Raw genomic sequence first — 23068 nt, 5'->3', positions numbered from 1 at the left:
GACCCTGGTCAGAAGGGGGTGGGCCGGGCTAGCGTCCGGCCATGGCAGCAGCATCCGACCTCGCTTTCGACCCCTGGGACCCGGCGTTCGTGGCCGACCCGTACCCGGCCTACGCCGAGCTGCGGGCACGCGGCCGCGTGATCCACTACGAGCCGACCGACCAGTGGCTGGTCCCGCACCACGCGGATGTCTCGGCGCTGCTGCGCGACCGCCGTCTCGGCCGGACGTACCAGCACCGGTTCACGCACGAGGACTTCGGCCGTACGGCGCCCCCGCCGGAGCACGAGCCGTTCCACGTGCTGAACGACCACGGGATGCTCGACCTCGAACCGCCGGACCACACCCGTATCCGGCGCCTGGTGTCGAAGGCGTTCACCCCGCGCACGGTGGAGCAGCTCAAGCCGTACGTCCGGGAACTGGCGGGCGACCTCGTCTCCGCCCTGGTGGAGGCGGGCGGCGGCGACCTGCTGACGGATGTCGCTGAGCCGCTGCCGGTCGCTGTGATCGCCGAGATGCTGGGCATCCCCGAGTCGGACCGTGCGCAGCTGCGCCCGTGGTCGGCGGACATCTGCGGGATGTACGAGCTGAATCCGTCCGAGGAGACCGCGGCGAGGGCGGTTCGGGCGTCGGCCGAGTTCTCGGACTACCTCCGGGAGCTGATCGCGGCCCGCCGCAAGGAGCCCGGCGAGGACCTCGTCTCGGGTCTGATCGCGGCGCACGACGAGGGCGACCGGCTGACGGAACAGGAGATGATCTCGACAGCGGTCCTGCTCCTGAACGCCGGCCACGAGGCCACGGTCAACGCGACGGTGAACGGCTGGTGGGCCCTGTTCCGCAACCCGTCGCAGCTGGCCGCCCTGCGCGCGGACCACTCCCTGGTCCCCTCGGCCGTCGAGGAGCTGATGCGGTACGACACCCCGCTCCAGCTCTTCGAGCGCTGGGTCCTGGACGAGATCGAGATCGACGGAACGACGATCCCGAGGGGCGCGGAGATCGCGATGCTCTTCGGCTCCGCCAACCACGACCCGGCGGTGTTCACCGACCCCGAGCGCCTCGACCTCACCCGCCGGAACAACCCCCACATCTCCTTCAGCGCGGGCATCCACTACTGCATCGGCGCCCCGCTGGCCCGCATCGAACTGGCCGCGTCGATGACGGCCCTGCTGCGGAAGGCCCCGACCCTCACCCTCACGGCCGAGCCGCACCGCAAGCCGAACTTCGTGATCCGGGGGCTGGGGGGGCTGAGCGTGGAGGTGGGCTGATCATCCGTTCGGCTGATCGCGCGACGATCCTGATCGGCAGCCATCGGCGGATCGGCACACTGGCCCTGACTCGGGGGGTGCACCATGACGGTTATGGCAGAGCGCACGTCGCAGACGTCCCAGATGTCGGTGGAGGAGTTCGAGAGGATCGCCGTGGCCCACTTCGCCGGGCATGGAGAATGGGCTGATCCCAAGGGAGTACTTCTCGTCGTCGAAGTCACGTCCCATGACTCGGATACCGACCGGCGTGACCGGCAGGAGAAACCTGTGGCGTGAGGTGTTGCGGGGATCCCTCTACCTGCCGATCGATCGCGACAACCGCACAGTCACTCTGTACAGCAATCCAGGCTCGGCCGTCGGGTACCACAACATCCATGGGGGAACCTTTCGGCGCCGGTCCTCTGCTCCCCGAGCCTCTCGGCATTGAACTCGACACCGAGAGGCTCAAGCAGTCCGCCGACTGACGCTCCGCCCTCAGGCGGTCAGGTCCCGTCTCCGCAACCCCGCCAGCCCCACACCCCCCAAAACCACCGCCAGTCCCGCGAGGGTCAGTACCGGCGTCCACTCCATCCCCCCGCCCGGCAGCTTCGGGAGATGGCCGAAGGGGGTGAGGTCCAGGACGAGTTGGGGTGCGTCCAAAGCCGGGCCCACCCAGCCGATCAGCAGCACGGCCACGGCGACTCCCCAGGCGGCCGTCGCCAGCCGTGGGGTCAGCCCGTACAGCAGGACCGTGACCGCGCCGATCACCCAGACCGCCGGGAGCTGCACCAGGCAGGCGGCCAGGATCGGGCCGATCTCCCTGCCGTAGCCCACCGCGAAGCCCAGGCCCGCCAGGATCATGATCAGGGCGGATCCGCCGAAGGCGATCACCAGGTGACCGGCGGCCCAGCGCAGGCGGCCCACCGCGCACGCCAGCACCGGTTCCGCGCGGCCGGAGGTCTCCTCGCCGTGCAGGCGCAGGACGGCCGCGACCACGTACAGCGACGCGATCAGGCCGAGCATCCCGACCATCGACGCCACGAACGCGTCCGTGAGGCCGCTCTGGCCGCCCATCCGCTCGATGATCTCCTGTGCCTTGGCATTGTCACGGACCAGGTCGGCCGCGCCGTCCGTCAGCCCGCCGTACACGACCCCGGCGAGGAAGAAGCCGGCCGACCAGCCGAGCACGTTTCCCCGCTGGAGCCGCCAGGCCAGCGAGCCCGCCGTGCCCGGACCGCCGGTGGGCGGGCCGGGCCTGGTGGGCAGGAAGCTCATGCCGACGTCCCGGCGGCCCGCCAGTTCGTAGGCGACCGCGGTCTGCACGGCCACCGCCGCCGCGAACAGCAGCAGCACCCACCAGCGTTCGGCGGCGAAGGACCGCTGGTTCTCCAGCCAGCCCAGCGGGGAGAGCCAGGTCAGGACGGACGAGCCTCCCCCAGTGCCGAAAGCGTGGGAGGTGCCCCCGTCCGACGCCGAGTCGCCCGCCGCGCGCAGTACGAAGGCGGCTCCGAGGACCGCCGCCGTCAGGCCCCGGGCGAGGCGCGCGCTCTCCGTCAGCTGGGCGACGATGGCGGTCGTCGAGGCGAAGACCATGCCGACGCCCGCGAGTCCGAGGCCGAACGACAGGGCACCCGACGCCCCCTGCCCGGCCAGGCCGGCCGTGACCAGCAGTGCCAGTACGGCGTTCGCGACGGCCGCCGCCAGCAGCGCCGCGGTGAGGGAGGCCCGGCGGCCCACCATCCCCGACGCCACCAGCTCCTGGCGGCCGCTCTCCTCCTCGTCCCGGGTGTGCCGTACGACGACGAGCAGGCTCATCACGGCGGCGAGCGCGGCGGCGTACACACCCACGCGCCAGGCCGTCAGCGCGCCGATCGAGGTGTCGAAGACGGGGCCGATCAGGGCACGGAACGAGGCGTTGGTCGCCAACTGACGTACCAGGTCGTTGCGTTCGGCCTCGGTACCGTACAGCGTCTTCAGGGTGTTCGGCATGGAGAGGACCATGAGCGCGTTCACCGCGACGAAGACCGGGATCAGCACCCGGTCGCGGCGCAGGGCGAAGCGCAACAGCGTTCCGGTGCCTGCCAGTTGCCGGGCACCGCCGGAGGCCCTTGCCGCGAGAACGGTCATCGCGACACCTCGTCCTGGTAGTGGCGCAGGAACAGTTCCTCCAGTGTGGGGGGCGTCGAGGTCAGGGACCGTACGCCCGATTCGCTCAGCTGCCGCAGTACGGCATCCAGCTTGTCGGTGTCGACCTGGAGGCGGACCCGGCGTCCCTGGACGTCGAGGTCGTGGACGCCGGGGAGGTGCGCCAACCCGTTGGGCGGTCCGGCGAGTTCGGCCGAGACGCTGGTACGGGTGAGGTGGCGCAGATCGGCCAGCGAACCGCTCTCCACCGTGCGGCCCTTGCGGATGATGCTCACCCGGTCGCAGAGTTCCTCGACCTCGCTCAGGATGTGGGAGGACAGGAGGACCGTGCGGCCGCGGTCGCGTTCCTCCTCCACGCAGCGCTGGAAGACCGCCTCCATCAACGGGTCCAGGCCCGACGTGGGCTCGTCCAGGATCAGCAGGTCGACGTCCGAGGCGAAGGCGGCGACCAGGGCGACCTTCTGCCGGTTGCCCTTGGAGTACGTGCGGCCCTTCTTGGTGGGGTCCAGCTCGAAGCGCTCGATCAGCTCCGCCCGGCGCTTCTTGTCGAGCCCTCCGCGCAGCCTGCCGTAGAGGTCGATGACCTCGCCGCCGGAGAGATTGCGCCACAGGGTCACGTCGCCGGGGACGTAGGCGATTCGCCGGTGCACCTCGACCGCGTCCGCCCACGGGTCGCGGCCGAGTACCTGGGCCGCGCCCGCGTCGGCGTGCAGCAGGCCGAGCAGGACCCGGATGGTGGTGGACTTGCCGGAGCCGTTGGGGCCGAGGAAGCCGTGGACCTCGCCGGTCTCCACCTCGAGATCGAGGCCGTCCAGGGCGTGCGTACGGCCGAAGGACTTGTGGAGCCCGGAGACCGTGATTGCCTTCGTCATGCCGCCGAACGTACGCTTCCTTCAGAAATTTGTGAAGTTAAGGAACTGTGAAAACTCCGATAGGCTGGTGGCATGGCGGAGTCAAGGGCGGTGGAACGGGACCCCGAGTCGGTCTCACGGTTCGTGGAGCACTTCGCGGCACAGCTCGTCGAGGCGGGCGTGCCACGCATGCCGGCCCGCGTCTTCGCCGCGCTGCTCGCCTCCGACACCGGTGCCCTCACCTCATCCGAGCTGGGCGAACAGCTGCGGATCAGTCCCGCGGCCGTATCCGGGGCGGTGCGCTATCTGGCGCAGGTCCACCTGGTCTCGCGAGAGCGGGAACCCGGCTCGCGCCGCGAGCGGTACCGGGTGCACAGCGACCAGTGGTACGAGGCGCTCACCAGCCGCGAGGCGATCATCAAGCGCTGGGAGGAGGCCCTGCGCGAGGGGGTGGCGAGCCTGGGGGCAGACACCCCGGCGGGGAGCCGGCTCGCCGAGACCCTCGCCTTCTTCGAGTTCGTCGAGGGTGAGGTCGAGGCCATGATGGAGCGCTGGCGCGCCCACCGGGAGACGATCTTCGGCCGGTGAGCGGACCGGCCCTGGATGCGTAACAGGTCAAATACTCCAAGTGGCGGCCGGTCTGCATCCGGAGGGCGCATCATGACGTTGATGGCAGAGCGACCGACGACAAGCGGCAGCGAGCCCCGTGGCTTCCAGGCGCCCGCCTCACGATGAAGGCACCGTAAGCCCCCAGGCCCCCTCCAGGGCCCGCCACGTCCGCCGCCGCACCGGCCCCGTCACCGCCTCGTCCGCCCGGTACCGGAAGTCCGCCCCGGTCACGGTCACCGTGCGGCCGGACGCCAGCAGGGGAGAGGCCTCCGCCCCCACCGACAGGGGGTGCACCTCGACCTCGGCCAGGCCGGAGCGGCCCGGCGCCACCGACACCCCCTCCACCGGCTGGTCCAGGTCGACCACCGTCACCCCGTCTATCTCCACCCGCAGCCGCGCGGGCCCGGGAGCGGGCACGGACGGGGCGAGCCGCGCCGGGCGGGCGGCCAGGGTGCGCACCAGCGACTGGTACGTCGTGCGCAGCCACGGGCGGCCCGGGGCCGCGGGCACCGCCTCCATGGGCCGGGCCGCCTCCCGCGCGGCGAGCGGCGGGATCCGCAGCCCGCCCAGCACCACCCCGTCGCTGTCGTCGACCAGGAGGTCCAGGCGACGCTCGACCCCGTCGAGGACCGCCCGCGCCGCCGCCACCGCGCCCGTCGGCACCCCCAGGGTCTCCGCCAGCGCCAGCCCGCCCCCCACGGGCACCAACGACAGCACGCATCCGGCCAGTTCCCGCTGCCGGTGCAACAGGGACACCGCCCGGACCAGGGCGCGGTCGTCGCCGACCACCACCGGCCGCCGGGACCCGCGCCGGGCCAGCGCACGCGCGAATTCCTCGGGCCCCTCCGGCAGGCACACCTTCGTCGCCGCACCCGCGCTGAGCACGTCTTTCGCGATCCTCACGGACTCGCCGTCCGTCCGCCGGGCGACCGGGTCGATGACCACCAGCAGCTGATCGGACGTCGCGAAGGTCGCCACCTCGGTCCTGCCTCGCTTCCTCGGGTAGCATCTTTGTGCAAGAGCCCCTTGCGCTATTGCGCCAGGGGCTTCGTCTATTCCGGGGCATCCGGTCCGACGGTTGTGCGACCAAAGGCGGTCGCGGTGGTACGCGGCGGTGAACCTTACGCCCATGCCCCTGACGTTGGACATGCCCCGCCCGGAAGGGGTGTACGCGCGTGCCCGCACTTGTGCTGCTCGGTGCTCAGTGGGGTGACGAAGGCAAGGGGAAGGCCACCGACCTGCTCGGTGGCTCGGTGGACTATGTAGTGCGCTACCAGGGCGGCAACAACGCCGGCCACACGGTGGTCGTCGGCGACCAGAAGTACGCACTCCACCTTCTCCCTTCCGGAATCCTGTCGCCCGGATGTACACCGGTCATCGGAAACGGCGTCGTCGTCGACCCGTCGGTCCTGCTCTCCGAGCTGAGCGGTCTGAACGAGCGCGGCGTCGACACGTCGAAGCTCATGATCAGCGGTAACGCGCACATCATCACCCCGTACAACGTCACCGTCGACAAGGTGACGGAGCGCTTCCTCGGCAAGCGCAAGATCGGGACGACGGGACGCGGTATCGGCCCGACCTACGCGGACAAGATCAACCGCGTCGGCATCCGGGTGCAGGACCTGTACGACGAGTCGATCCTGCTGCAGAAGGTCGAGGCGGCCCTCGACGTCAAGAACCAGCTCCTGACCAAGCTGTACAACCGGCGCGCCATCGCCACCGGCCAGGTGGTCGAGGAACTGCTGGGCTACGCCGACAAGCTCGCCCCGTACGTCGCCGACACGGTCCTGGTCCTCAACCAGGCCCTGGAGGAGAACAAGGTCGTCCTGTTCGAGGGGGGCCAGGGCACGCTCCTGGACATCGACCACGGGACCTATCCCTTCGTGACGTCCAGCAACCCCACCGCCGGCGGTGCCTGCACCGGCGCCGGAGTCGGCCCCACGAAGATCAGCCGGGTCATCGGCATCCTGAAGGCGTACACGACCCGCGTCGGCGCCGGCCCCTTCCCGACCGAGCTCTTCGACGAGGACGGCGAGGCGCTGCGCCGCATCGGCGGCGAGCGGGGTGTGACGACGGGCCGGGACCGCCGCTGCGGCTGGTTCGACGCGGTGATCGCCCGCTACGCGACCCGGGTGAACGGCCTGACCGACTTCTTCCTCACCAAGCTGGACGTCCTGACCGGCTGGGAGCAGATTCCGGTCTGCGTGGCGTACGACCTCGACGGCAGGCGTGTCGAGGAGCTGCCCTACTCGCAGAGCGACTTCCACCACGCGAAGCCGGTCTACGAGACCCTCCCGGGCTGGTCCGAGGACATCACCAAGGCGAAGTCCTTCTCCGACCTCCCGAAGAACGCCCAGAACTACGTCAAGGCGCTGGAGGAGATGTCCGGCGCCCCGATCTCCGCGATCGGCGTGGGCCCCGGCCGGGACGAGACGATCGAGATCAACTCGTTCCTGTAAGGCGCGTCGGGCGCAAGTCGTGTGAAAGCGCGGCACCTTGGGCCGGTCATGGACATCCTTGACCGGCCCATGGGGTGCTCCTGGTTCCGCCCGGATCTGGGGGAAGGCAAGCATCTACGCGGGTAGTTGCCGTTTCTCCTCCCTCTCCAGTTCCAGGAGCCCCGTATGCCCGTCAGTCCCATGAACCGCCGGCAGTTCATGCAGAAGTCGGCCGTCACCGGTGCCGCCGTCGCCGCCGCCGGAGCGGTCGGTACCGGTACCGCCGAGGCCGCCGGGCACAAGCCCGAAAAGGCGCCCCGCACCTGGTCGTTCTCCGTCCTGGGCACCACCGACCTGCACAGCCACGTCTTCGACTGGGACTACTACAAGGACGCGGCCTACGCGGACAGCAAGGGCAACTCCGTCGGCGTGGCCCGCGTCGCCACCCTCGTCAAGCAGCAGCGCGAGGCGAAGGGCGAGGACCGCGTCCTGCTCGTCGACGCCGGCGACATCATCCAGGGCACCTCGCTGGCCTACTACTTCGCCCGCGTCGACCCGATCACCGGGACCGGCGGCAAGAGGGGCCCCAGGCACCCGATGGCCGTGGCGATGAACCACATGCGCTACGACGCCGCCGCGCTCGGCAACCACGAGTTCAACTACGGCATCGACGTCCTGCGCAGGTTCGAGAGCCAGTGCCACTTCCCGCTGCTCGGCGCCAACGCGCTGGACGCCAAGACGCTGCGGCCGGCCTTCCGCCCCTACACCGTGAAGCGGATCCGCGTACCCGGCGCCCCCGACATCAAGGTCGGCATCCTCGGTCTCACCAACCCGGGCATCGCGCTGTGGGACAAGGACAACGTGAGCGGGAGGATGGTCTTCCCGGGGCTGGTGGAGCAGGCGAAGAAGTACGTGCCGAGGCTGCGCGCGCTCGGCTGTGACGTCGTCTTCCTGACCGACCACTCGGGCCTGGACGGCTCCTCCTCCTACGGCGACGAGCTGCCGTACGTCGAGAACGCCTCCAACCTGGTCGCCGAGCAGGTCCCCGGCATCGACGCCATCCTCGTCGGCCACACCCACGTCGAGGTGCCGTCGTACACCGTCAAGAACGCGGAGACCGGCGAGGACGTCCTGCTGTCCGAGCCGTACTGCTGGGGCTACCGGCTGAGCGTCTTCGACTTCGAGCTGGAACTGCACCACGGGCAGTGGAAGGTGACGGGCAAGACGGCCCAGACCCTCAACCCGAACACCGTGGACGAGGACCCGGAGATCAGGAAGCTCCTGGAGGCCGATCACGAGCTGGTCGTGAAGTACGTGAACACGGCCGTCGGCACCTGCACCGCGGACCTCTCGGCGGCCGAGTCCTGCTGGAAGGACGTGCCCGTCATGGACTTCATCCACGAGGTCCAGATGCAGACCGTGAAGGCGGGCCTGTCGGCGGCGGACGCGGCCCTCCCGCTCATCTCGGTCGCCGCGCCCTTCAGCCGCACCGCCGACATCCCCCAGGGCGCCGTCACCATCAAGGACGTCGCCGGGCTCTACATCTACGACAACACCCTGTACGGCAAGAAGCTCACGGGCGCCCAGCTCAAGGACTACCTGGAGTACGCGGCGAAGTACTACCACCAGGTGCCGAGCGGGACGGCCGTGGACACCGCCACGCTCACCAATGCCAACAACTTCTGGGACTACATGTACGACACCGCGGCGGGCGTCTCGTACGAGATCGACATCGCGCAGGCGGAGGGGTCGAGGATCAAGAACCTGACCTACGACGGCGCGGCCGTCGCCGACGACCAGGTCTTCGTCGTGGCCGTCAACAACTACCGCGCCAACGGCGGTTCGGGCTACCCGCACATCGCGTCCGCCGCCATCGCCTACAGCTCCACCAACGAGATCCGCCAGCTGATGATCGACTACGTCGTGGCCAAGGGGTCCTTGAACCCGGCCGACTTCGCGGTCACCAACTGGAAGCTGACGCAGGACGGCACGCCGGTGTTCTGATCCCGGTCCCGGCGGCGCGGGCCGCCGGGATCACCTCAGGCAGAGGTAGAGCAGGAACCCGACGTAGGCGATGTGGAAGAGCCCCATGCAGATCCACTGAACCGGGCGCATCTGCCACTTCGCGGCGCGGAGGATCTCCCACTCGCTGACGGCGAAGAAGGCCACTCCCAGGGCGACGGCCACCCACAGCACCGTCCAGCCCAGGGAGTTGCCGTCGCCTCCCAGGCTGCCCTCCACGCCCTGCTGGGCGCGGACCCCGCGGGTGATCAGGAGCATGGCGATCAGCAGCTTGTGCCAGCCGTGCTTGTGCTGTGCCGGCGCGGCTTCGGGCGGCGCGGCCTCGACGGGGGTCGGCACGGCGGACTTGGGGTGCTGGACAGGTCCTTCGGACATGGGGTCACTTCATCAGGTCCATGCCAGAAATGCCAGGTCGGAAGCCATGATTCCGGCCTGGTGTCCGATTCGACGCCCGCGCCGGGCGGCGATCAGCTGAAGACGATCATCGAGCCCTGCGCCAGGCTCCGGGTGGCCGCCGCGTGCAGACCCAGCCAGACGTGCCGCTCGCGGGCGAACGGACTGGGGTCGTACGGCGCCGGGACCGCCGGTTCCTCCAGCTCCGTGGGGGCGCGCGGCGGCTCCGGCGCCGCCGGCGGGTTGGCCGGGTCGATGCCGATCGAGGGGGCCACGAACTCCAGCTCCCGCAGCAGCGTCTGGGAGGAGCCGAGGGGGCCGCCGCCCGCGAGCAGCTCCTCGTTCGACAGGGGGTTCGGGAAGTCCACGGGGACGTACGCGCCCGCGTGGTCGTAGTGCCAGACCAGGTGCGACTGCTGGGCCGTCGACTCGAACATCTCCAGGAGCTGCTCGTAGTCGCCGCCGAGATCGTCCACCGGGGTCACCGGCAGCCCGCACATCTGGAGCAGGTAGACCCGGCGCAGGAAGTGCAGCGCGTCGTAGTCGAACCCGGCCACCGGGGCGACGTCTCCGGACAGGCCCGGCATGTACTGGTACACCGGCACCGGTGGGAGCCCGGCCTCGGCGAGGACCTTGTTGTATTGCGCGAGTTCCTCGGCGAACGGGTTGTCGGGGGTGTGGCACAACACATCCACGAGCGGCACCAGCCACAGGTCACAGGCCAAAGAGAGCTCCTCGCATCAGCAGGCGTACACGCATTGCAGGGTGGTCAGGGCAGGGTAGTCGGTGCGGCGCGGGCTCAGCCCCCCTCGTGCAGATCCCATACCCACACACCGCCGGTCCACCTCCCGGCACGGCCGGTGAGCTTCTCCAGGGCCTGGCGCAGGGCGTCGTCGTGGGGCTGCGGCGCGACCACCAGGATCGCCGCCTTCCAGTAGGCGAAGTCCTTCCTGGCCTGCGCCTGCCAGTTCTTGCCGATGACCGGGACCACGCCCGTGTAGGCCACGTCCCGCAGCATGTTGGAGGTGTAGCGCGGAGCGGCGCCGTAGATGCCGATACGGTCCTTGCCGTACGGGCCGTTGAAGTAGCCGCCGGGGAGCCTGAAGCCCAGACCGGAGGCCGTCTGCCAGTGCAGGGCCTCCGCGGCGCCGGGATCGGGCAGCGGCACGGGGACGAGCGACTCTCCCTCGCGGACGTACGACTTCCACATCCCGTCCGTGATGAACGCCGGCACCGGCGCCCGCTCCTGGGACTTCAGCGGCGCCGGAACCAGCGGCAGCAGGGCGAGGAGGACGGCCATGAAGCCGAAGTACATCGTGCCCACGGCACGGGTCGCCGCCAGCCGGTCCACCGCGATCGCGAGCAGCATGCCCAGCGCCGGGGCGCAGATCATCGCCACCCGGCCCTCGATGACCGACTCGAAGAGCGGCTTGTCGGCGACCAGCGCCCACGGCCCGGGAAGGATGTCGTCGGTGAGCGGAATGCGGATCTTCGGGCCGAGGGAGAGCACCGCGGCGGCCAGCGCGGTGAACGCCAGCACCTTGACCAGGGTCCGCTCCCACAGCCGTACGACGATCGCGAAGACGAGGACGATCAGCGGCCAGCCGTAGAACGCGTTCTGCTCGGTGGGGTTGAGGGAGAGCGCGTCGGCCCGCTGCGCGTCGCCCGCGACCAGCGAGCGCTCGGCGAAGGCGAGCAGGGACAGGGGGCTGTTGCCCGCGGTGTCGCCGTGCAGCACGCTCTTGTAGCTCTGCGGGCCGGCGAACTGCCAGTACAGGGGGTAGGCGACCAGGGGCAGGCAGACCGCGCCGCCGAGCAGGAGGCCCTTCAGCAGCGGGCGCCAGGCCTCCCTTGCCACGTCCCGGCGTACGGCGGCGTAGGCGGCCACGAAGAGGGCCAGCCCGATCGCCGCGAGCAGGAAGGGTTCCTCACCCAGGAAGACCTGGTAGGCGGTCATCAGGCCGAGGACGGTCCCGTCCCTCACGACCCGCGTGCCCGCGCACAGCCGCAGCACGCGGTCGATGATCAGCGGGATCATGAAGAGGATCACGAAGTTGGGGTGCGCGTTGGCGTGGCTGACCATCGGGGGCGCGAAGGCCGCCAGGGACGCGCCGAGGAAGGCGGCCGCCCGCTGCCGTACGACCCGTTTCACGATCAGCCAGTACCAGGCGGTCGCGGTGGCGGCCAGGCCCAGCGTCATACAGAGGCTCAGCGCCGCCGCCGGGCCCGCGAACAGCGTGACCGGCGCGAAGGGGACGGACAGGCCCAGCATGACCGTGTTGGCCATCAGGTTCACGCCGTCGGGGAAGCCCTGGAGGTCGGTGAAGAAGGGGTTGCGCAGATGGGCGACGTTGTCGGCCGTCACCGCGAAGAACCACTCCCACTGGTTCTGGTCCTGCAGGGAGTCGGGGAGGTAGCGGTGCGCCGGGTCGAAGAAGCGGCCCGAGTACAGGGCCGTCGCCATCAGCAGGAAGAGGGTGGTCGCCAGCAGGTCCGCGGGCCTCAGGGCGCGCGCCCTGAGACGGGCCAGGTCGGCGAGCACGCGGGCGTAGTCGAGGGGGCCGACCTTCGAGCCGGGCTGATGGCTCCAGCGCACCGGCACCTCGGCGACCGGCCAGTCGGAGCGGCGGAAGTACTGGAGCACCTCCACGTCTATGCCCCAGCCGTCGAGCCGGGAGGCGGCGAATGCCTCGCGGGCCCGGTCGCCCTCGAACAGCTTGAAGCCGCACTGGGTGTCCCGTATGCCCGGCACCGCCGTCGTGCGTATCAGGAGGTTCCCGGCACGGCCGAGCAGCTCGCGCACCCGGTGCTGATGGTTGTCGATCGACGCGCCCGGCACCGAACGCGAGCCGATCGCCGCCGAGTGGCCCTCGCTGAGCGCCTTGTCGAGCCGCTCCAGCTCCTCTATCGGGGCCGCCAGGTCGGCGTCGGTGACCAGCACCCGGCGGCCGCGCGAGGCCGCGACACCGAGGCGCAGGGCGCTGCCCTTGCCGCGGTTGCGGGCACTGGTGACGAGCCGGACCCGCGGGTGCTGTAACGCCGGGACCTCCCGGGTGCCGTCGGTCGACCCGTCGTCGGCGACGATCACCTCCCACTCGCCCCAGCGTCCCTCGTTGTCGCCGAGGTAGGCGGTGACGGCTTCGAGGGTGGGGCCGAGTCGCTCTTCCTCGTTGTAGGCGGGGACGACGACGGAGAGGTCGACGACCTCGGAGCGGCGGCCGCTCATCCGGCGGCCAGCTTCTCGATGAGGGCGAGGGAGTGCGCGTTGTGGTCGGCGACCACGGCCCGCGCCGCCGTGAAGTCCCGGCGCGCCAGGGCGTCGACCAGTTCGGTGTGACCGGACCACAGCCGGCCGCGCAGATCGCTCAGCCGGAGCAGGTGCTGCACCGCGCACACCCAGGACTGGACGCGCAGCCGGTGCAGGAAGTCGGCGAGGTAGGGGTTGCCGAACAGGGCGCTGAGCTCACGCCAGAAGCGCAGGTCGTAGCCGATCAGCACGCTGAGGTCGCCTGCGGCGGCCGCGCGCTGCGCCTCCTCGCCGCGCCGGCGGACCGTGCCGAGCGCCGCCGCCGTGCGGGGGTCGTGCGGGTCCCGGAGGGCGGGGTGGCCGGCGGCCAGGGACTGGAACATTCCGTCGGTGACCAGGCTGCGGGCCTGGATCATGCCGCGGTAGTCGTCGACCGAGTATTCGGGGACGCGGAAGCCGCGGTGCTGGTCGGCCTCCAGGATGCCCTGCGCGGACAGGTCGACCAGCGCCTCGCGGACCGGTGTCGCCGAGACCCCGTACTGCTCGGCGATCTCCTTGACCGTGAACGCCCGACCCGGCTGGAGCCGGCCGGCCAGCACCTCGTCACGGAGCGCGTCCGCGATCTGCTGGCGCAGGGTGCTGCGCGTCACGGCGCCGTTGCCGGGCATGGTCGGGGGCTCTCCTCACGCGTACGGGTGACGTGCTCGTCCATATCTACGAGCACGCCACCTTACGCGTTCGGGTTCCCCCTGGTGAGCCCCGGTGTTGCGGTCCTCACTCACACCGTGTATTCGTCGGCCACGCTCAGGGCGGCGTCCAGGGCCGCCAGACCCTCCTTCAGCTCGGCCTCGGAGACGTTGCAGGGCGGCACGACGTGGGTGCGGTTCATGTTGAGGAAGGGCCACAGGCCGTTCTTCTTCGCGGCAGCACCGAAGGCGGCCATCGGCGCGTTCGCCTCGCCCGCCGCGTTGTACGGCACCAGCGGCTCCCGGGTCTCGCGGTTCCGCACCAGGTCGAGGGCCCAGAACATGCCCACACCGCGTACCTCGCCGACGCTCGGGTGCCGCTCGGCCAGCGCTCGCAGGCCCGGCTCTACGACCGTGGCGCCCAGGTTCTTCGCGTTGGCGACGACCCCCTCCTCCGCCATCACGTTGAGGGTGGCGACGGCGGCCGCGCACGCCAGCGGATGGCCGGAGTACGTCAGGCCGCCCGGGTAGGCCCGCTTGCCGAAGGTCTCCGCGATCTTCCCGGAGATGGCGACACCGCCGAGCGGAACGTATCCGGAGTTCACGCCCTTGGCGAAGGTCATCAGGTCGGGCACGACGCCGAACAGGTCGGCCGCGAACCACTCACCGGTGCGCCCGAACCCGGCCATGACCTCGTCGAGGATGAACACGATCCCGTACTTGTCGCACAGCTCCCGCACGCCCGCGAGGTAGCCGGGCGGCGGAACCATGATCCCCGCGGTGCCGGGGATCGTCTCCAGGACGATCGCGGCGATGGTGCCCGGTCCCTCGAAGGCGATCGTCGTCTCCAGGTGTTCCAGGGCCCGCGCGCACTCCTGCTCCTCGGTCTCCGCGTAGAAGCGGGAGCGGTAGAGGAACGGCGCCCAGAAGTGGACGACGCCGGCGGTTCCGCTGTCGGAGGGCCAGCGGCGCGGGTCGCCGGTGAGGTTCACCGCCTGCTGCGTGCCGCCGTGGTAGGAGCGGTAGGCCGACAGCACCTTGGCGCGGCCCGTGTGCAGCCGGGCCATGCGCACCGCGTGCTCGACGGCGTCCGCACCGCCGTTGGTGAAGAAGATCTTGTCCAGGTCGCCCGGGGTCCGCTCGGCGATCAGCCGGGCCGCCTCCGAGCGCGCCTCGACGGCGAAGGCGGGCGCGAAGGTGGTCAGGTGCGCGGCCTGCTCCTGGATCGCGGCGACGACCTTCGGGTGCTGGTAGCCGATGTTCGTGTAGACGAGCCCGCTCGTGAAGTCGAGGTAGCGCTTGCCGTCGTAGTCCCAGAAGTACGACCCCTGGGCGCCGGCGACGGCGAGCGGGTCTATGAGCTCCTGGGCGGACCAGGAGTGGAAGACATGTGCGCGGTCCGCGGCCTTCACGGCGGCGCCGGCTTCGGGGTTGGGCTGAGGGGTCATGCGGGCGAGCGTAAATGTCCGCGATGCGAACGCGATATCGGCGACCTGTTCCCTGGTCGGGGGGTTTCCACGACAGATTGTCTGTTACGGAACCGTAGACCCCGCTCCGTACGACTCCCCAGCGGGCAGCACTATTCTCGGTCCGTTGCACACGTACGGGGGGAAGGCGGCGCAGCGATGGAGAAGCTGGGAGCCGGGGATCCGCAGCGGATCGGGGCCTACCGGCTGCTGGCGCGTCTCGGCGCGGGCGGCATGGGACACGTGTACCTCGCACGGTCGGACCGGGGCCGTACCGTCGCCGTGAAGCTGGTGCGCGAGGAACTCGCCGCACAGGAGGAGTTCCGGGCGCGGTTCCGGCAGGAGGTACAGGCCGCGCGCCGGGTCGGCGGCCACTGGACGGCTCCCGTGCTGGACGCGGACACCGAGGCCGCCGTGCCGTGGGTGGCCACCGGGTACGTCGCCGGACCCACCCTTCAGCAGGTCGTCGGAAACGACCACGGCGCCCTGCCGGAGCGTTCGGTACGGATCCTGGCGGCCGGGCTCGCGCACGCGCTCAAGGACATCCACGCCGCCGGGATCGTCCACCGCGACCTCAAGCCGTCCAACGTGCTGGTGACCATCGACGGGCCGCGCGTCATCGACTTCGGTATCGCGCGGGCGCTGGAGACCCTGGCCGGTGACGGGCTCACCCGCACCGGCTCCCTGGTCGGCTCGCCCGGGTTCATGGCACCCGAGCAGGTGCGCGGCGACCGGATCACGCCGGCCTGCGACGTCTTCTGCCTCGGATCCGTGCTCGCCTACGCGGCGACCGGCAAGCTGCCCTTCGGGGCCGCCAACAGCGGTGTGCACGCCCTGATGTTCCGCATCGCCCAGGAGGATCCCGACCTGGAGGGCGTGCCCGAGGGCATCGCCGACCTCGTACGCGACTGCCTGAAGAAGGACCCGGCCGCCCGGCCGGCGCTGGACCGGATCCTGGAGCGCACGGGCGCGGAGGACACGGTGGCCGGAGGGCGTTCGCGCGATCCGTGGCTGCCGGGCGGGCTGGTGGCGCAGCTCGGGCGGCACGCGGTGCGGCTGCTGGACACCGAGGACCCGGAAGGCACGGCGGAGGGTCCGCAGGGGCCGCCTCCCCGGCCTGCCCTGCCCCCGGCCACGTCCGGCGGGAACCAGGTGCCCGACGGGAGCGCGGACCGCACCGCCGGGCCGGCCCCCGGCGCGGACCGTGCGCCCGACCCCGTCCCGGCCTGGATCCACAAGCAGGATCCGGCGCCCGGCCAAGGTCAGGTTCAGGGCCAGGACCGGATGCCGGACCGCGCGCCCGCGGCCTCCCCCCAGCACGCCCCCGCCTCCGACGACGCCTCCGCACCTCCCCCGCCGGGGGACCCGCGGTCGCCGGGCGGGCCGGGTGTGAACCACCTCCCCACGCTGGTCGCGGGCCAGACGCCCCCGCCGGGGACGCCGCCCGCCCACCCGGCGTACGGCTATCCGCAGCAGCACCCGCAGCCCCCCGCCTACGGCTACCCGCAGCAGTCCGGGGCCGGATCCTGGCCCGGTCCGGGGCAGCCGTACAACCCGTACGCGGGCGGCCTCGGCTCGACGCCGCCGTACGGCCCGCCGCCCGTCGGGTCCACCCCGCCGTACGGACCCGGTGTACCTCCGCGGGAGCCGGGCCGGACCGGCCGGTCCACGGCGCTGCTCGCCGTGGTCGCGCTGGTCGTCGCGCTCGCCGCGGGTGGCTCGGTGTACGCGCTGATGAAGGGTGGCGGCAGCGACGACAAGGGCGGTGGGACGGTCACCACTTCCCCGACCACCGACGCCCCCACGACCACCGGCCCGACCACCTCCGGGCCCGCCCCGACGACCTCGCAGCCCACCTCCTCGGCACCCTCGGACGGGGCCATCCCGGCGGGATACCTGGGGACGTGGGAGTCGTCGATCGACAACGCCAACGGGCACAGCACCCGCGAACTGACCATCGCGCAGGGCGATGTGGGCGACACCGTCCTCACGCTCGTCGCCGACGGGCCCACCGCCGACGGTGGCACCTACCACTGCGTCTTCACCGCGAAGCTCTCCGAACAGCCCAGCGGCGACGGCCCGTTGGAGATCGGCCCGTCCGCGGTCACTTCCGGCGAACCGCTCTCGTCCTGCACGCCCGGCGACGCCACCGAGGTCACGCTGCTGTCGGACGGCAGGCTGCGACGGGAGAAGAGCGGCAGCGGGGAGAGCCTGACCTACACCCGGCAGTGAGAGCCTGACCTACACCCGGCAGTGAGAGCCTGACCTACACCCGGCAGTGAGGGGCGCGGCCCGCGAACTCCGCTTTCCCGGAAGGTCGTTGACGTCGTTGCACGTCGATGAGAACGTCGTAGCCGTGGGGACGGCGCTGCTGGGCATCGTCGCGGCGGCCGGCATGGTCCGGAACGAGCGCCGGGTACCGCGCCGCAAGAGGATCGGCTACCGCGTGCGGATGGACAACCCGATGGGCGGTGACGTCCGTTCGGGCCGCGCCAACCGCCGCTGGGCCTCTTCGACGAGGAGCCGGTCATGGCGGAAGCGACGCCGGTCCTGGGCCGACGGCGCCGGGGTCCCGGCCACTCCCGGGGCCGACGGCCAGGACGTGATCCCGACGCACGGCCACGTCCCGTGCTGGACGCCGGAGGGCATGAACCGGAGGGCATGAAACTGTGCGCGTGAGGTCCTGCCGGCCGGTTACGCGCGTCCCGTGACCGCGGTTCATCTCGGCTCGGGTGGGCGTTGCCTGGGCATGTTGGGCCGCGCGGTGGTTCCCGGGGGCATCGGGAACCGTCCTTGGAGGGAGCCTGTGTCCGGCCGGGGGACGGCGGCCACCGCCGACTGGATGCCGAGCGGTGCGGCGCCGGTGCGGAACTCCACCATCCAGTCCGCGGTCTCGGTGCGCACCAGCTCCGTCACGTCCTCCGAGAACCGCCGCAGCACCCCCAGGCACCGCTCGGCGGCCTCGCTCGCCGTTCCCTCGGCCGGTCCCAGCACCTCCCGCACGCACTCCGAGGCCCAGTCGAACTGGAGCACCTGGAGTCTTCGCTGCACGGCCTGCGCGGTCGCCACGTCCCTTATCCATCCCGAGGTCAGCCCGAAGTAACGGTCCACGCAGGCGCACGCCACCGCCAGCACCAGCGCCAGGTAGCCCCAGGCCGCCGCCCCGTCGACCGCTCCCGTCAGGTCCAGCAGGGGCAGCACGCCCGCCGACACCGCCCCCACCGCCGCGCCCACGCGCAGCGCCCGCGCCCCCTGCCGCTTCCACACCCGGTCCGCGAGATACCAGGACGCCGTCTCCAGTGCCCTGCGCTCCACCCAGCGGTACAGCTCGTCCAGCCGCTCGGCCGGCTCCCCCCAGTCCCCGAGCGGAAACGCGCGTCCGGTCAGATCGCCCGGCCGCAGCCCTGCCGCACCCTCGCCCCGCCCGTCCTGAGGCGGACCCTCGGGCTGCATCTCCGGCTGACCCACCCGGCACTCCCTACTGATCACGTCCTGTCACGTTGCGTGACATTGGATGCTCATGCGCGGCACCTTTCCTACCGGCCAATGGGTGGCGAAGGCATGGCTTTCCTCCCTTTTCCGCCCGGAAGAGGGCCTTGATCAGGTATAGGACCCACCGCAATCTCACTCGAAAGAGTGGCGGGGCGATGGCTGCGTGGACCACGTAGGCTCGTGCACAACGGAGAAGAACGAAGAACCGAACCAGGAGCTGATCGTGATCCCCGGTGGTGGCCAGCCCAATATGCAGCAGCTGCTCCAGCAGGCCCAGAAGATGCAGCAGGATCTGGCGAAGGCCCAGGAGGAGCTGGCGAACACGGAGGTCGACGGCCAGTCGGGCGGGGGCCTGGTGAAGGCCACGGTCACCGGCTCCGGTGAACTGCGCGCCCTCGTCATCGACCCCGAGGCGGTGGACCCGGAGGACACCGAGACCCTCGCCGACCTGATCGTCGCGGCCGTCCAGGCCGCCAACGAGAACGCCCAGACCCTGCAGCAGCAGAAGCTGGGCCCGCTGGCCCAGGGTCTCGGCGGCGGCAGCGGTATCCCCGGCCTGCCTTTCTAAGACGGGCAACGGCCAACTACGGTACGTACTGGAAGACTCCAGGAAGGGCAGTCCGTTGTACGAAGGCGTGGTCCAGGACCTGATCGACGAGCTGGGGCGGCTGCCCGGCGTCGGTCCCAAGAGCGCGCAGCGGATCGCCTTCCACATCCTGCAGGCCGAACCCACGGACGTACGCCGCCTTGCCCAGGCCCTCCTCGAGGTGAAGGCGAAGGTCCGCTTCTGCGCGACCTGCGGCAACGTCGCCCAGGAAGAGCTGTGCGCGGTCTGCCGCGACCCCCGGCGCGACCCCTCGGTCATCTGCGTGGTCGAGGAGCCCAAGGACGTGGTCGCGATCGAGCGCACGCGCGAGTTCCGCGGCCGCTACCACGTGCTCGGCGGCGCGATCAGCCCGATCGAGGGTGTGGGCCCGGACGACCTGCGCATACGAGAGCTCCTGGCCCGCCTGGCGGACGGCACGGTCACCGAGCTGATCCTGGCCACGGACCCCAATCTCGAAGGCGAGGCGACGGCCACGTACCTCGCCCGCATGATCAAACCCATGGGCCTGAAGGTCACCCGCCTGGCCAGCGGCCTCCCGGTGGGTGGCGACCTGGAATACGCGGACGAGGTCACGCTCGGCCGCGCCTTCGAGGGGAGACGACTCCTAGATGTCTGACGCCACGCTGCACGCCACGACGCAGAACCCGGACGACTTCGCGGTCCAGATCGCGGACCAGATCGAGAGCTTCCTGGTGGCCGTCACGGAGGTCGCGAAGGGTGACGAGCCGGACTCGGCGGTCCCCTTCCTCCTCCTGGAGGTCTCCCAGCTGCTCCTGGCCGGAGGCCGGCTCGGCGCGCACGAGGACATCGTCCCCGACGAGCGCTACGAGCCCGACCCCGGCTTCGAGCCGGACGTCGACGGGCTCCGCGAGAACCTGGCCCGCCTCCTGGATCCGGTCGACGTCTACTCGGAGGTCTTCGACCCCTACGAGCCCCGCAAGGCCCCCGTCCCGGCCCGGATCTCCGACGACCTCGCGGACGTCATCACCGACCTGCGCCACGGCATGGTCCACTACCGTGCGGGCCGTACCGCCGAGGCGCTGTGGTGGTGGCAGTTCTCCTACTTCTCCAACTGGGGCTCGACGGCCTCGGCGACCCTGCGGGCCCTCCACTCCGTGCTGGCCCACGTCCGTCTGAACCAGCCCCTGGAGGAGCTGAACGGCCTGGACACCGACCAGGGCATGGGCGACGACACCCTGGAGTTCGAGGCGGGCCAGGTCATGGAGGAGGAGATCGCCGGCCCGTTGGGCATGCGCCAGGGCCAGTGAGGCCCGGATGAAGCGCAGATCACAGCCATCACTCGCGTGACACTGGGCAGAGGAGTCACGAAGCGGGTGGCCGGACATCTCACGATGCGGTTCCCCGAGGGCAAATTTCGGACGCTCGTTAGACTGAGCGGGCAATCGACGGACTGAGCGAGGAGCGCACGTGGGCCTTGTCGTGCAGAAGTACGGAGGCTCCTCCGTAGCCGATGCCGAGGGCATCAAGCGCGTCGCCAAGCGGATCGTGGAAGCGAAGAAGAACGGCAACCAGGTGGTTGTCGTGGTTTCCGCGATGGGCGACACGACGGACGAGCTGATCGATCTCGCCGAGCAGGTATCGCCGATGCCTGCCGGGCGTGAGTTCGACATGCTGCTGACCGCCGGAGAGAGGATCTCCATGGCCCTGCTGGCCATGGCGATCAAGAACCTGGGCCACGAGGCCCAGTCCTTCACCGGCAGCCAGGCAGGCGTCATCACCGACTCGGTCCACAACAAAGCCCGGATCATCGACGTCACGCCGGGCCGCATCCGGACCGCGCTGGACGAGGGCAACATCGCCATCGTGGCCGGTTTCCAGGGCGTCAGCGCCGACAAGAAGGACATCACCACGCTCGGTCGCGGCGGGTCCGACACCACGGCGGTGGCCCTCGCGGCCGCCCTGGACGCCGAGGTCTGCGAGATCTACACCGACGTCGACGGCGTGTTCACCGCCGACCCGCGTGTGGTGAAGAAGGCGAAGAAGATCGACTGGATCGCCTTCGAGGACATGCTTGAGCTCGCCGCCTCCGGCTCCAAGGTGCTGCTCCACCGCTGTGTGGAGTACGCACGCCGTTACAACATCCCGATCCACGTCCGCTCCTCCTTCAGCGGGCTGCAGGGCACGTGGGTCAGCAGCGAGCCAGTCGTTCAGAAGACACAGCAGCAAGGGGACAAGAAGGTGGAGCAGGCCATCATCTCCGGTGTCGCGCACGACACCTCCGAGGCCAAGATCACGGTCGTGGGCGTGCCCGACAAGCCGGGTGAGGCCGCCTCCATCTTCCGCACGATCGCCGACGCCGCGATCAACATCGACATGGTCGTGCAGAACGTGTCCGCCGCCTCCACGGGCCTGACGGACATCTCCTTCACCCTGCCGAAGACCGAGGGCCGCAAGGCCATCGACGCCCTGGAGAAGAACAGGGCCGGCATCGGCTTCGACTCGCTCCGCTACGACGACCAGATCGGCAAGATCTCCCTGGTCGGCGCCGGCATGAAGACCAACCCGGGAGTCACCGCCTCCTTCTTCGAGGCGCTGTCCGACGCGGGCGTGAACATCGAGCTGATCTCCACCTCCGAGATCCGCATCTCGGTCGTCACGCGCGCCGACGACGTGCCGGAGGCCGTCCGCGCCGTGCACACCGCGTTCGGGCTCGACTCCGACACCGACGAGGCCGTCGTCTACGGAGGCACGGGCCGCTGATGGAGCCGACCGTCCGTCCGACACTCGCGGTCGTGGGAGCGACCGGAGCCGTCGGCACGGTCATGCTCCAGATCCTTTCGCAGCGCAAGGACATCTGGGGCGAGATCCGTCTGATCGCCTCCTCGCGCTCGGCCGGCCGCAAGCTGGCCGTGCGCGGCGAGGAGATCGAGGTGGTGGCCCTGTCGGAGGAGGCCTTCGACGGGATCGACGTCGCCATGTTCGACGTACCGGACGAGGTCGCCGCGCAGTGGGCGCCCGTCGCCGCCGCCAAGGGCGTGGTGGTCGTCGACAACTCCGGCGCCTTCCGGATGGACCCGGACGTACCCCTGGTGGTGCCCGAGGTCAATCCGCACACGACGCGGGCGCGGCCGCGGGGGATCATCTCCAACCCCAACTGCACGACCCTGTCGATGATCGTCGCCCTGGGCGCGCTGCACGCCGAGTTCGGCCTGCGCGAGCTGGTGGTGTCGTCGTACCAGGCGGTGAGCGGGGCCGGGCTGGCCGGCGTCGAGACCCTGCGGGCCCAGCTGTCCCTGGTCGCCGGTACGGAGCTGGGGACCAGCCCCGGTGACGTACGGCGGGCCGTGGGGGACAACACCGGGCCGTTCCCGGAGCCGGTCGCGCTGAACGTCGTGCCGTGGGCCGGGTCCCTGCGGGAGGACGGCTGGTCGTCGGAGGAGATGAAGGTGCGGGACGAGTCCCGCAAGATCCTCGGACTGCCCAGGCTGCCCGTCGCCGTGACCTGTGTGCGTGTGCCGGTCGTCACCACGCACTCCCTCACCGTCCACGCCCGCTTCCAGGGCGAGGTCACCGTCGACGGGGCCCGCGAGATCCTCGCCACGGCGCCCGGTGTCGTGCTCTTCGACAACCCGGCCGCCGGCGAGTTCCCCACCCCGGCCGACGTGGTGGGGACCGACCCGACGTGGGTGGGGCGGGTGCGCCGGGCGCTCGACGACCCCACGGCGCTCGAACTCTTCGTCTGCGGGGACAACCTGCGCAAGGGAGCCGCCCTCAACACCGCGCAGATCGCGGAGCTGGTGGCGGCGGAGTTCTCGTGATGCTTCCCGTTCCCCGGCGGGGGCACGGGAAAAGCCCTGGATGGGAGCGGATCCATTTGTAGGATCTGTGTCCTGCGTGTGGTGGCGGCGCT

The 23068-nt window shown here is 70.7% G+C and carries 20 protein-coding genes and 1 pseudogene; 12 read left to right on the top strand and 9 right to left on the bottom strand.

Annotated features, from left to right (window positions below; genetic code table 11):
- Positions 1-41: 41 nt before the first annotated feature.
- The gene (locus ACFW2E_RS08515; RefSeq protein WP_384463331.1) at positions 42-1262 is read left to right on the top strand and encodes a cytochrome P450; all 1221 of its coding nucleotides are present in this window, start codon (positions 42-44) and stop codon (positions 1260-1262) included.
- A gap of 93 nt (positions 1263-1355) precedes the next feature.
- Positions 1356-1538, top strand: a complete 183-nt coding sequence (locus ACFW2E_RS08510) for a hypothetical protein (protein ID WP_384463328.1) — start codon at positions 1356-1358, stop codon at positions 1536-1538.
- 198 nt (positions 1539-1736) lie between these two features.
- Here the strand turns inward: ACFW2E_RS08510 and ACFW2E_RS08505 are convergent, their stop codons facing one another.
- Together ACFW2E_RS08505 and ACFW2E_RS08500 are read right to left on the bottom strand one after the other, a co-directional pair.
- Positions 1737-3368: an ABC transporter permease gene (locus ACFW2E_RS08505; protein ID WP_384463325.1), complete on the bottom strand. Its 1632-nt coding sequence runs from the start codon at positions 3366-3368 to the stop codon at positions 1737-1739.
- Entirely contained in the window at positions 3365-4258 is an 894-nt protein-coding gene (locus tag ACFW2E_RS08500) for an ATP-binding cassette domain-containing protein (protein WP_384463322.1), read from the bottom strand. Before ACFW2E_RS08500 ends, ACFW2E_RS08505 begins: the two co-directional genes overlap by 4 nt.
- 72 nt (positions 4259-4330) lie before the next feature.
- Between ACFW2E_RS08500 and ACFW2E_RS08495 the strand changes: the two genes are divergently transcribed.
- Complete coding sequence (locus tag ACFW2E_RS08495) at positions 4331-4825, top strand: GbsR/MarR family transcriptional regulator (RefSeq protein ID WP_384463319.1); 495 nt, start codon at positions 4331-4333, stop codon at positions 4823-4825.
- Between the two features lie 138 nt (positions 4826-4963).
- Here the strand turns inward: ACFW2E_RS08495 and ACFW2E_RS08490 are convergent, their stop codons facing one another.
- Positions 4964-5824 (bottom strand): diacylglycerol kinase, encoded by an 861-nt coding sequence (locus tag ACFW2E_RS08490; RefSeq protein ID WP_384463316.1) that lies wholly within the window; start codon positions 5822-5824, stop codon positions 4964-4966.
- 197 nt (positions 5825-6021) lie between these two features.
- Between ACFW2E_RS08490 and ACFW2E_RS08485 the strand changes: the two genes are divergently transcribed.
- On the top strand, positions 6022-7305 hold the full coding sequence (locus ACFW2E_RS08485; protein ID WP_384463314.1) for an adenylosuccinate synthase: 1284 nt from the start codon (positions 6022-6024) through the stop codon (positions 7303-7305).
- Between the two features lie 165 nt (positions 7306-7470).
- The gene (locus ACFW2E_RS08480; protein ID WP_384463311.1) at positions 7471-9288 is read left to right on the top strand and encodes a bifunctional metallophosphatase/5'-nucleotidase; all 1818 of its coding nucleotides are present in this window, start codon (positions 7471-7473) and stop codon (positions 9286-9288) included.
- Positions 9289-9318: 30 nt separating this feature from the next.
- Here ACFW2E_RS08480 and ACFW2E_RS08475 read toward each other — a convergent pair whose 3' ends face one another.
- The 5 genes from ACFW2E_RS08475 to ACFW2E_RS08455 form a co-directional block, all read right to left on the bottom strand.
- Positions 9319-9681: a hypothetical protein gene (locus tag ACFW2E_RS08475; protein WP_384463308.1), complete on the bottom strand. Its 363-nt coding sequence runs from the start codon at positions 9679-9681 to the stop codon at positions 9319-9321.
- 92 nt (positions 9682-9773) lie between these two features.
- A complete protein-coding gene (locus ACFW2E_RS08470; protein ID WP_384463305.1) occupies positions 9774-10424 on the bottom strand; it encodes a hypothetical protein in 651 nt (216 codons plus the stop codon).
- A gap of 74 nt (positions 10425-10498) precedes the next feature.
- Positions 10499-12925: a dolichyl-phosphate beta-glucosyltransferase gene (locus ACFW2E_RS08465; protein ID WP_384463302.1), complete on the bottom strand. Its 2427-nt coding sequence runs from the start codon at positions 12923-12925 to the stop codon at positions 10499-10501.
- Positions 12922-13614: a GntR family transcriptional regulator gene (locus tag ACFW2E_RS08460; protein ID WP_384463299.1), complete on the bottom strand. Its 693-nt coding sequence runs from the start codon at positions 13612-13614 to the stop codon at positions 12922-12924. Before ACFW2E_RS08460 ends, ACFW2E_RS08465 begins: the two co-directional genes overlap by 4 nt.
- Positions 13615-13724: 110 nt before the next feature.
- Positions 13725-15080, bottom strand: coding sequence for an aspartate aminotransferase family protein (locus tag ACFW2E_RS08455; protein WP_384463296.1), 1356 nt, complete (start codon positions 15078-15080; stop codon positions 13725-13727).
- A gap of 177 nt (positions 15081-15257) precedes the next feature.
- On the opposite strand from ACFW2E_RS08455, the gene ACFW2E_RS08450 reads away from it, so the two are divergent.
- Complete coding sequence (locus ACFW2E_RS08450) at positions 15258-17330, top strand: protein kinase (protein ID WP_384463293.1); 2073 nt, start codon at positions 15258-15260, stop codon at positions 17328-17330.
- A 97-nt stretch (positions 17331-17427) separates the two neighbouring features.
- Positions 17428-17657, top strand: a pseudogene (locus ACFW2E_RS08445) (phosphate ABC transporter substrate-binding protein); the annotation flags it as partial.
- Positions 17658-17816: 159 nt separating this feature from the next.
- Here ACFW2E_RS08445 and ACFW2E_RS08440 read toward each other — a convergent pair.
- Complete coding sequence (locus ACFW2E_RS08440; protein ID WP_384463290.1) at positions 17817-18566, bottom strand: SLATT domain-containing protein; 750 nt, start codon at positions 18564-18566, stop codon at positions 17817-17819.
- A 247-nt stretch (positions 18567-18813) separates the two neighbouring features.
- On the opposite strand from ACFW2E_RS08440, the gene ACFW2E_RS08435 reads away from it, so the two are divergent.
- The 5 genes from ACFW2E_RS08435 to ACFW2E_RS08415 all read left to right on the top strand — a co-directional run bounded on the left by ACFW2E_RS08435 (position 18814) and on the right by ACFW2E_RS08415 (position 22976).
- On the top strand, positions 18814-19158 hold the full coding sequence (locus ACFW2E_RS08435) for a YbaB/EbfC family nucleoid-associated protein (protein WP_384463352.1): 345 nt from the start codon (positions 18814-18816) through the stop codon (positions 19156-19158).
- A 55-nt stretch (positions 19159-19213) separates the two neighbouring features.
- Complete coding sequence (gene recR, locus ACFW2E_RS08430) at positions 19214-19813, top strand: recombination mediator RecR (RefSeq protein WP_384463286.1); 600 nt, start codon at positions 19214-19216, stop codon at positions 19811-19813.
- Positions 19806-20465 carry a DUF5063 domain-containing protein gene (locus ACFW2E_RS08425; protein ID WP_384463283.1) on the top strand — a complete coding sequence of 220 codons (660 nt, stop codon included), beginning with the start codon at positions 19806-19808 and terminating at the stop codon, positions 20463-20465. Before recR ends, ACFW2E_RS08425 begins: the two co-directional genes overlap by 8 nt.
- Positions 20466-20625: 160 nt before the next feature.
- Positions 20626-21918 carry an aspartate kinase gene (locus tag ACFW2E_RS08420; RefSeq protein ID WP_384463280.1) on the top strand — a complete coding sequence of 431 codons (1293 nt, stop codon included), beginning with the start codon at positions 20626-20628 and terminating at the stop codon, positions 21916-21918.
- Positions 21918-22976 carry an aspartate-semialdehyde dehydrogenase gene (locus ACFW2E_RS08415; protein WP_384463277.1) on the top strand — a complete coding sequence of 353 codons (1059 nt, stop codon included), beginning with the start codon at positions 21918-21920 and terminating at the stop codon, positions 22974-22976. Before ACFW2E_RS08420 ends, ACFW2E_RS08415 begins: the two co-directional genes overlap by 1 nt.
- Positions 22977-23068 lie beyond the last annotated feature (92 nt).

It is taken from the genome of Streptomyces sp. NPDC058964 (assembly GCF_042741275.1).
Lineage (GTDB): Bacteria > Actinomycetota > Actinomycetes > Streptomycetales > Streptomycetaceae > Streptomyces.
Note: the sequence above shows the minus strand (reverse complement) of the source record. Positions and strands in the feature narration are given on the sequence as shown.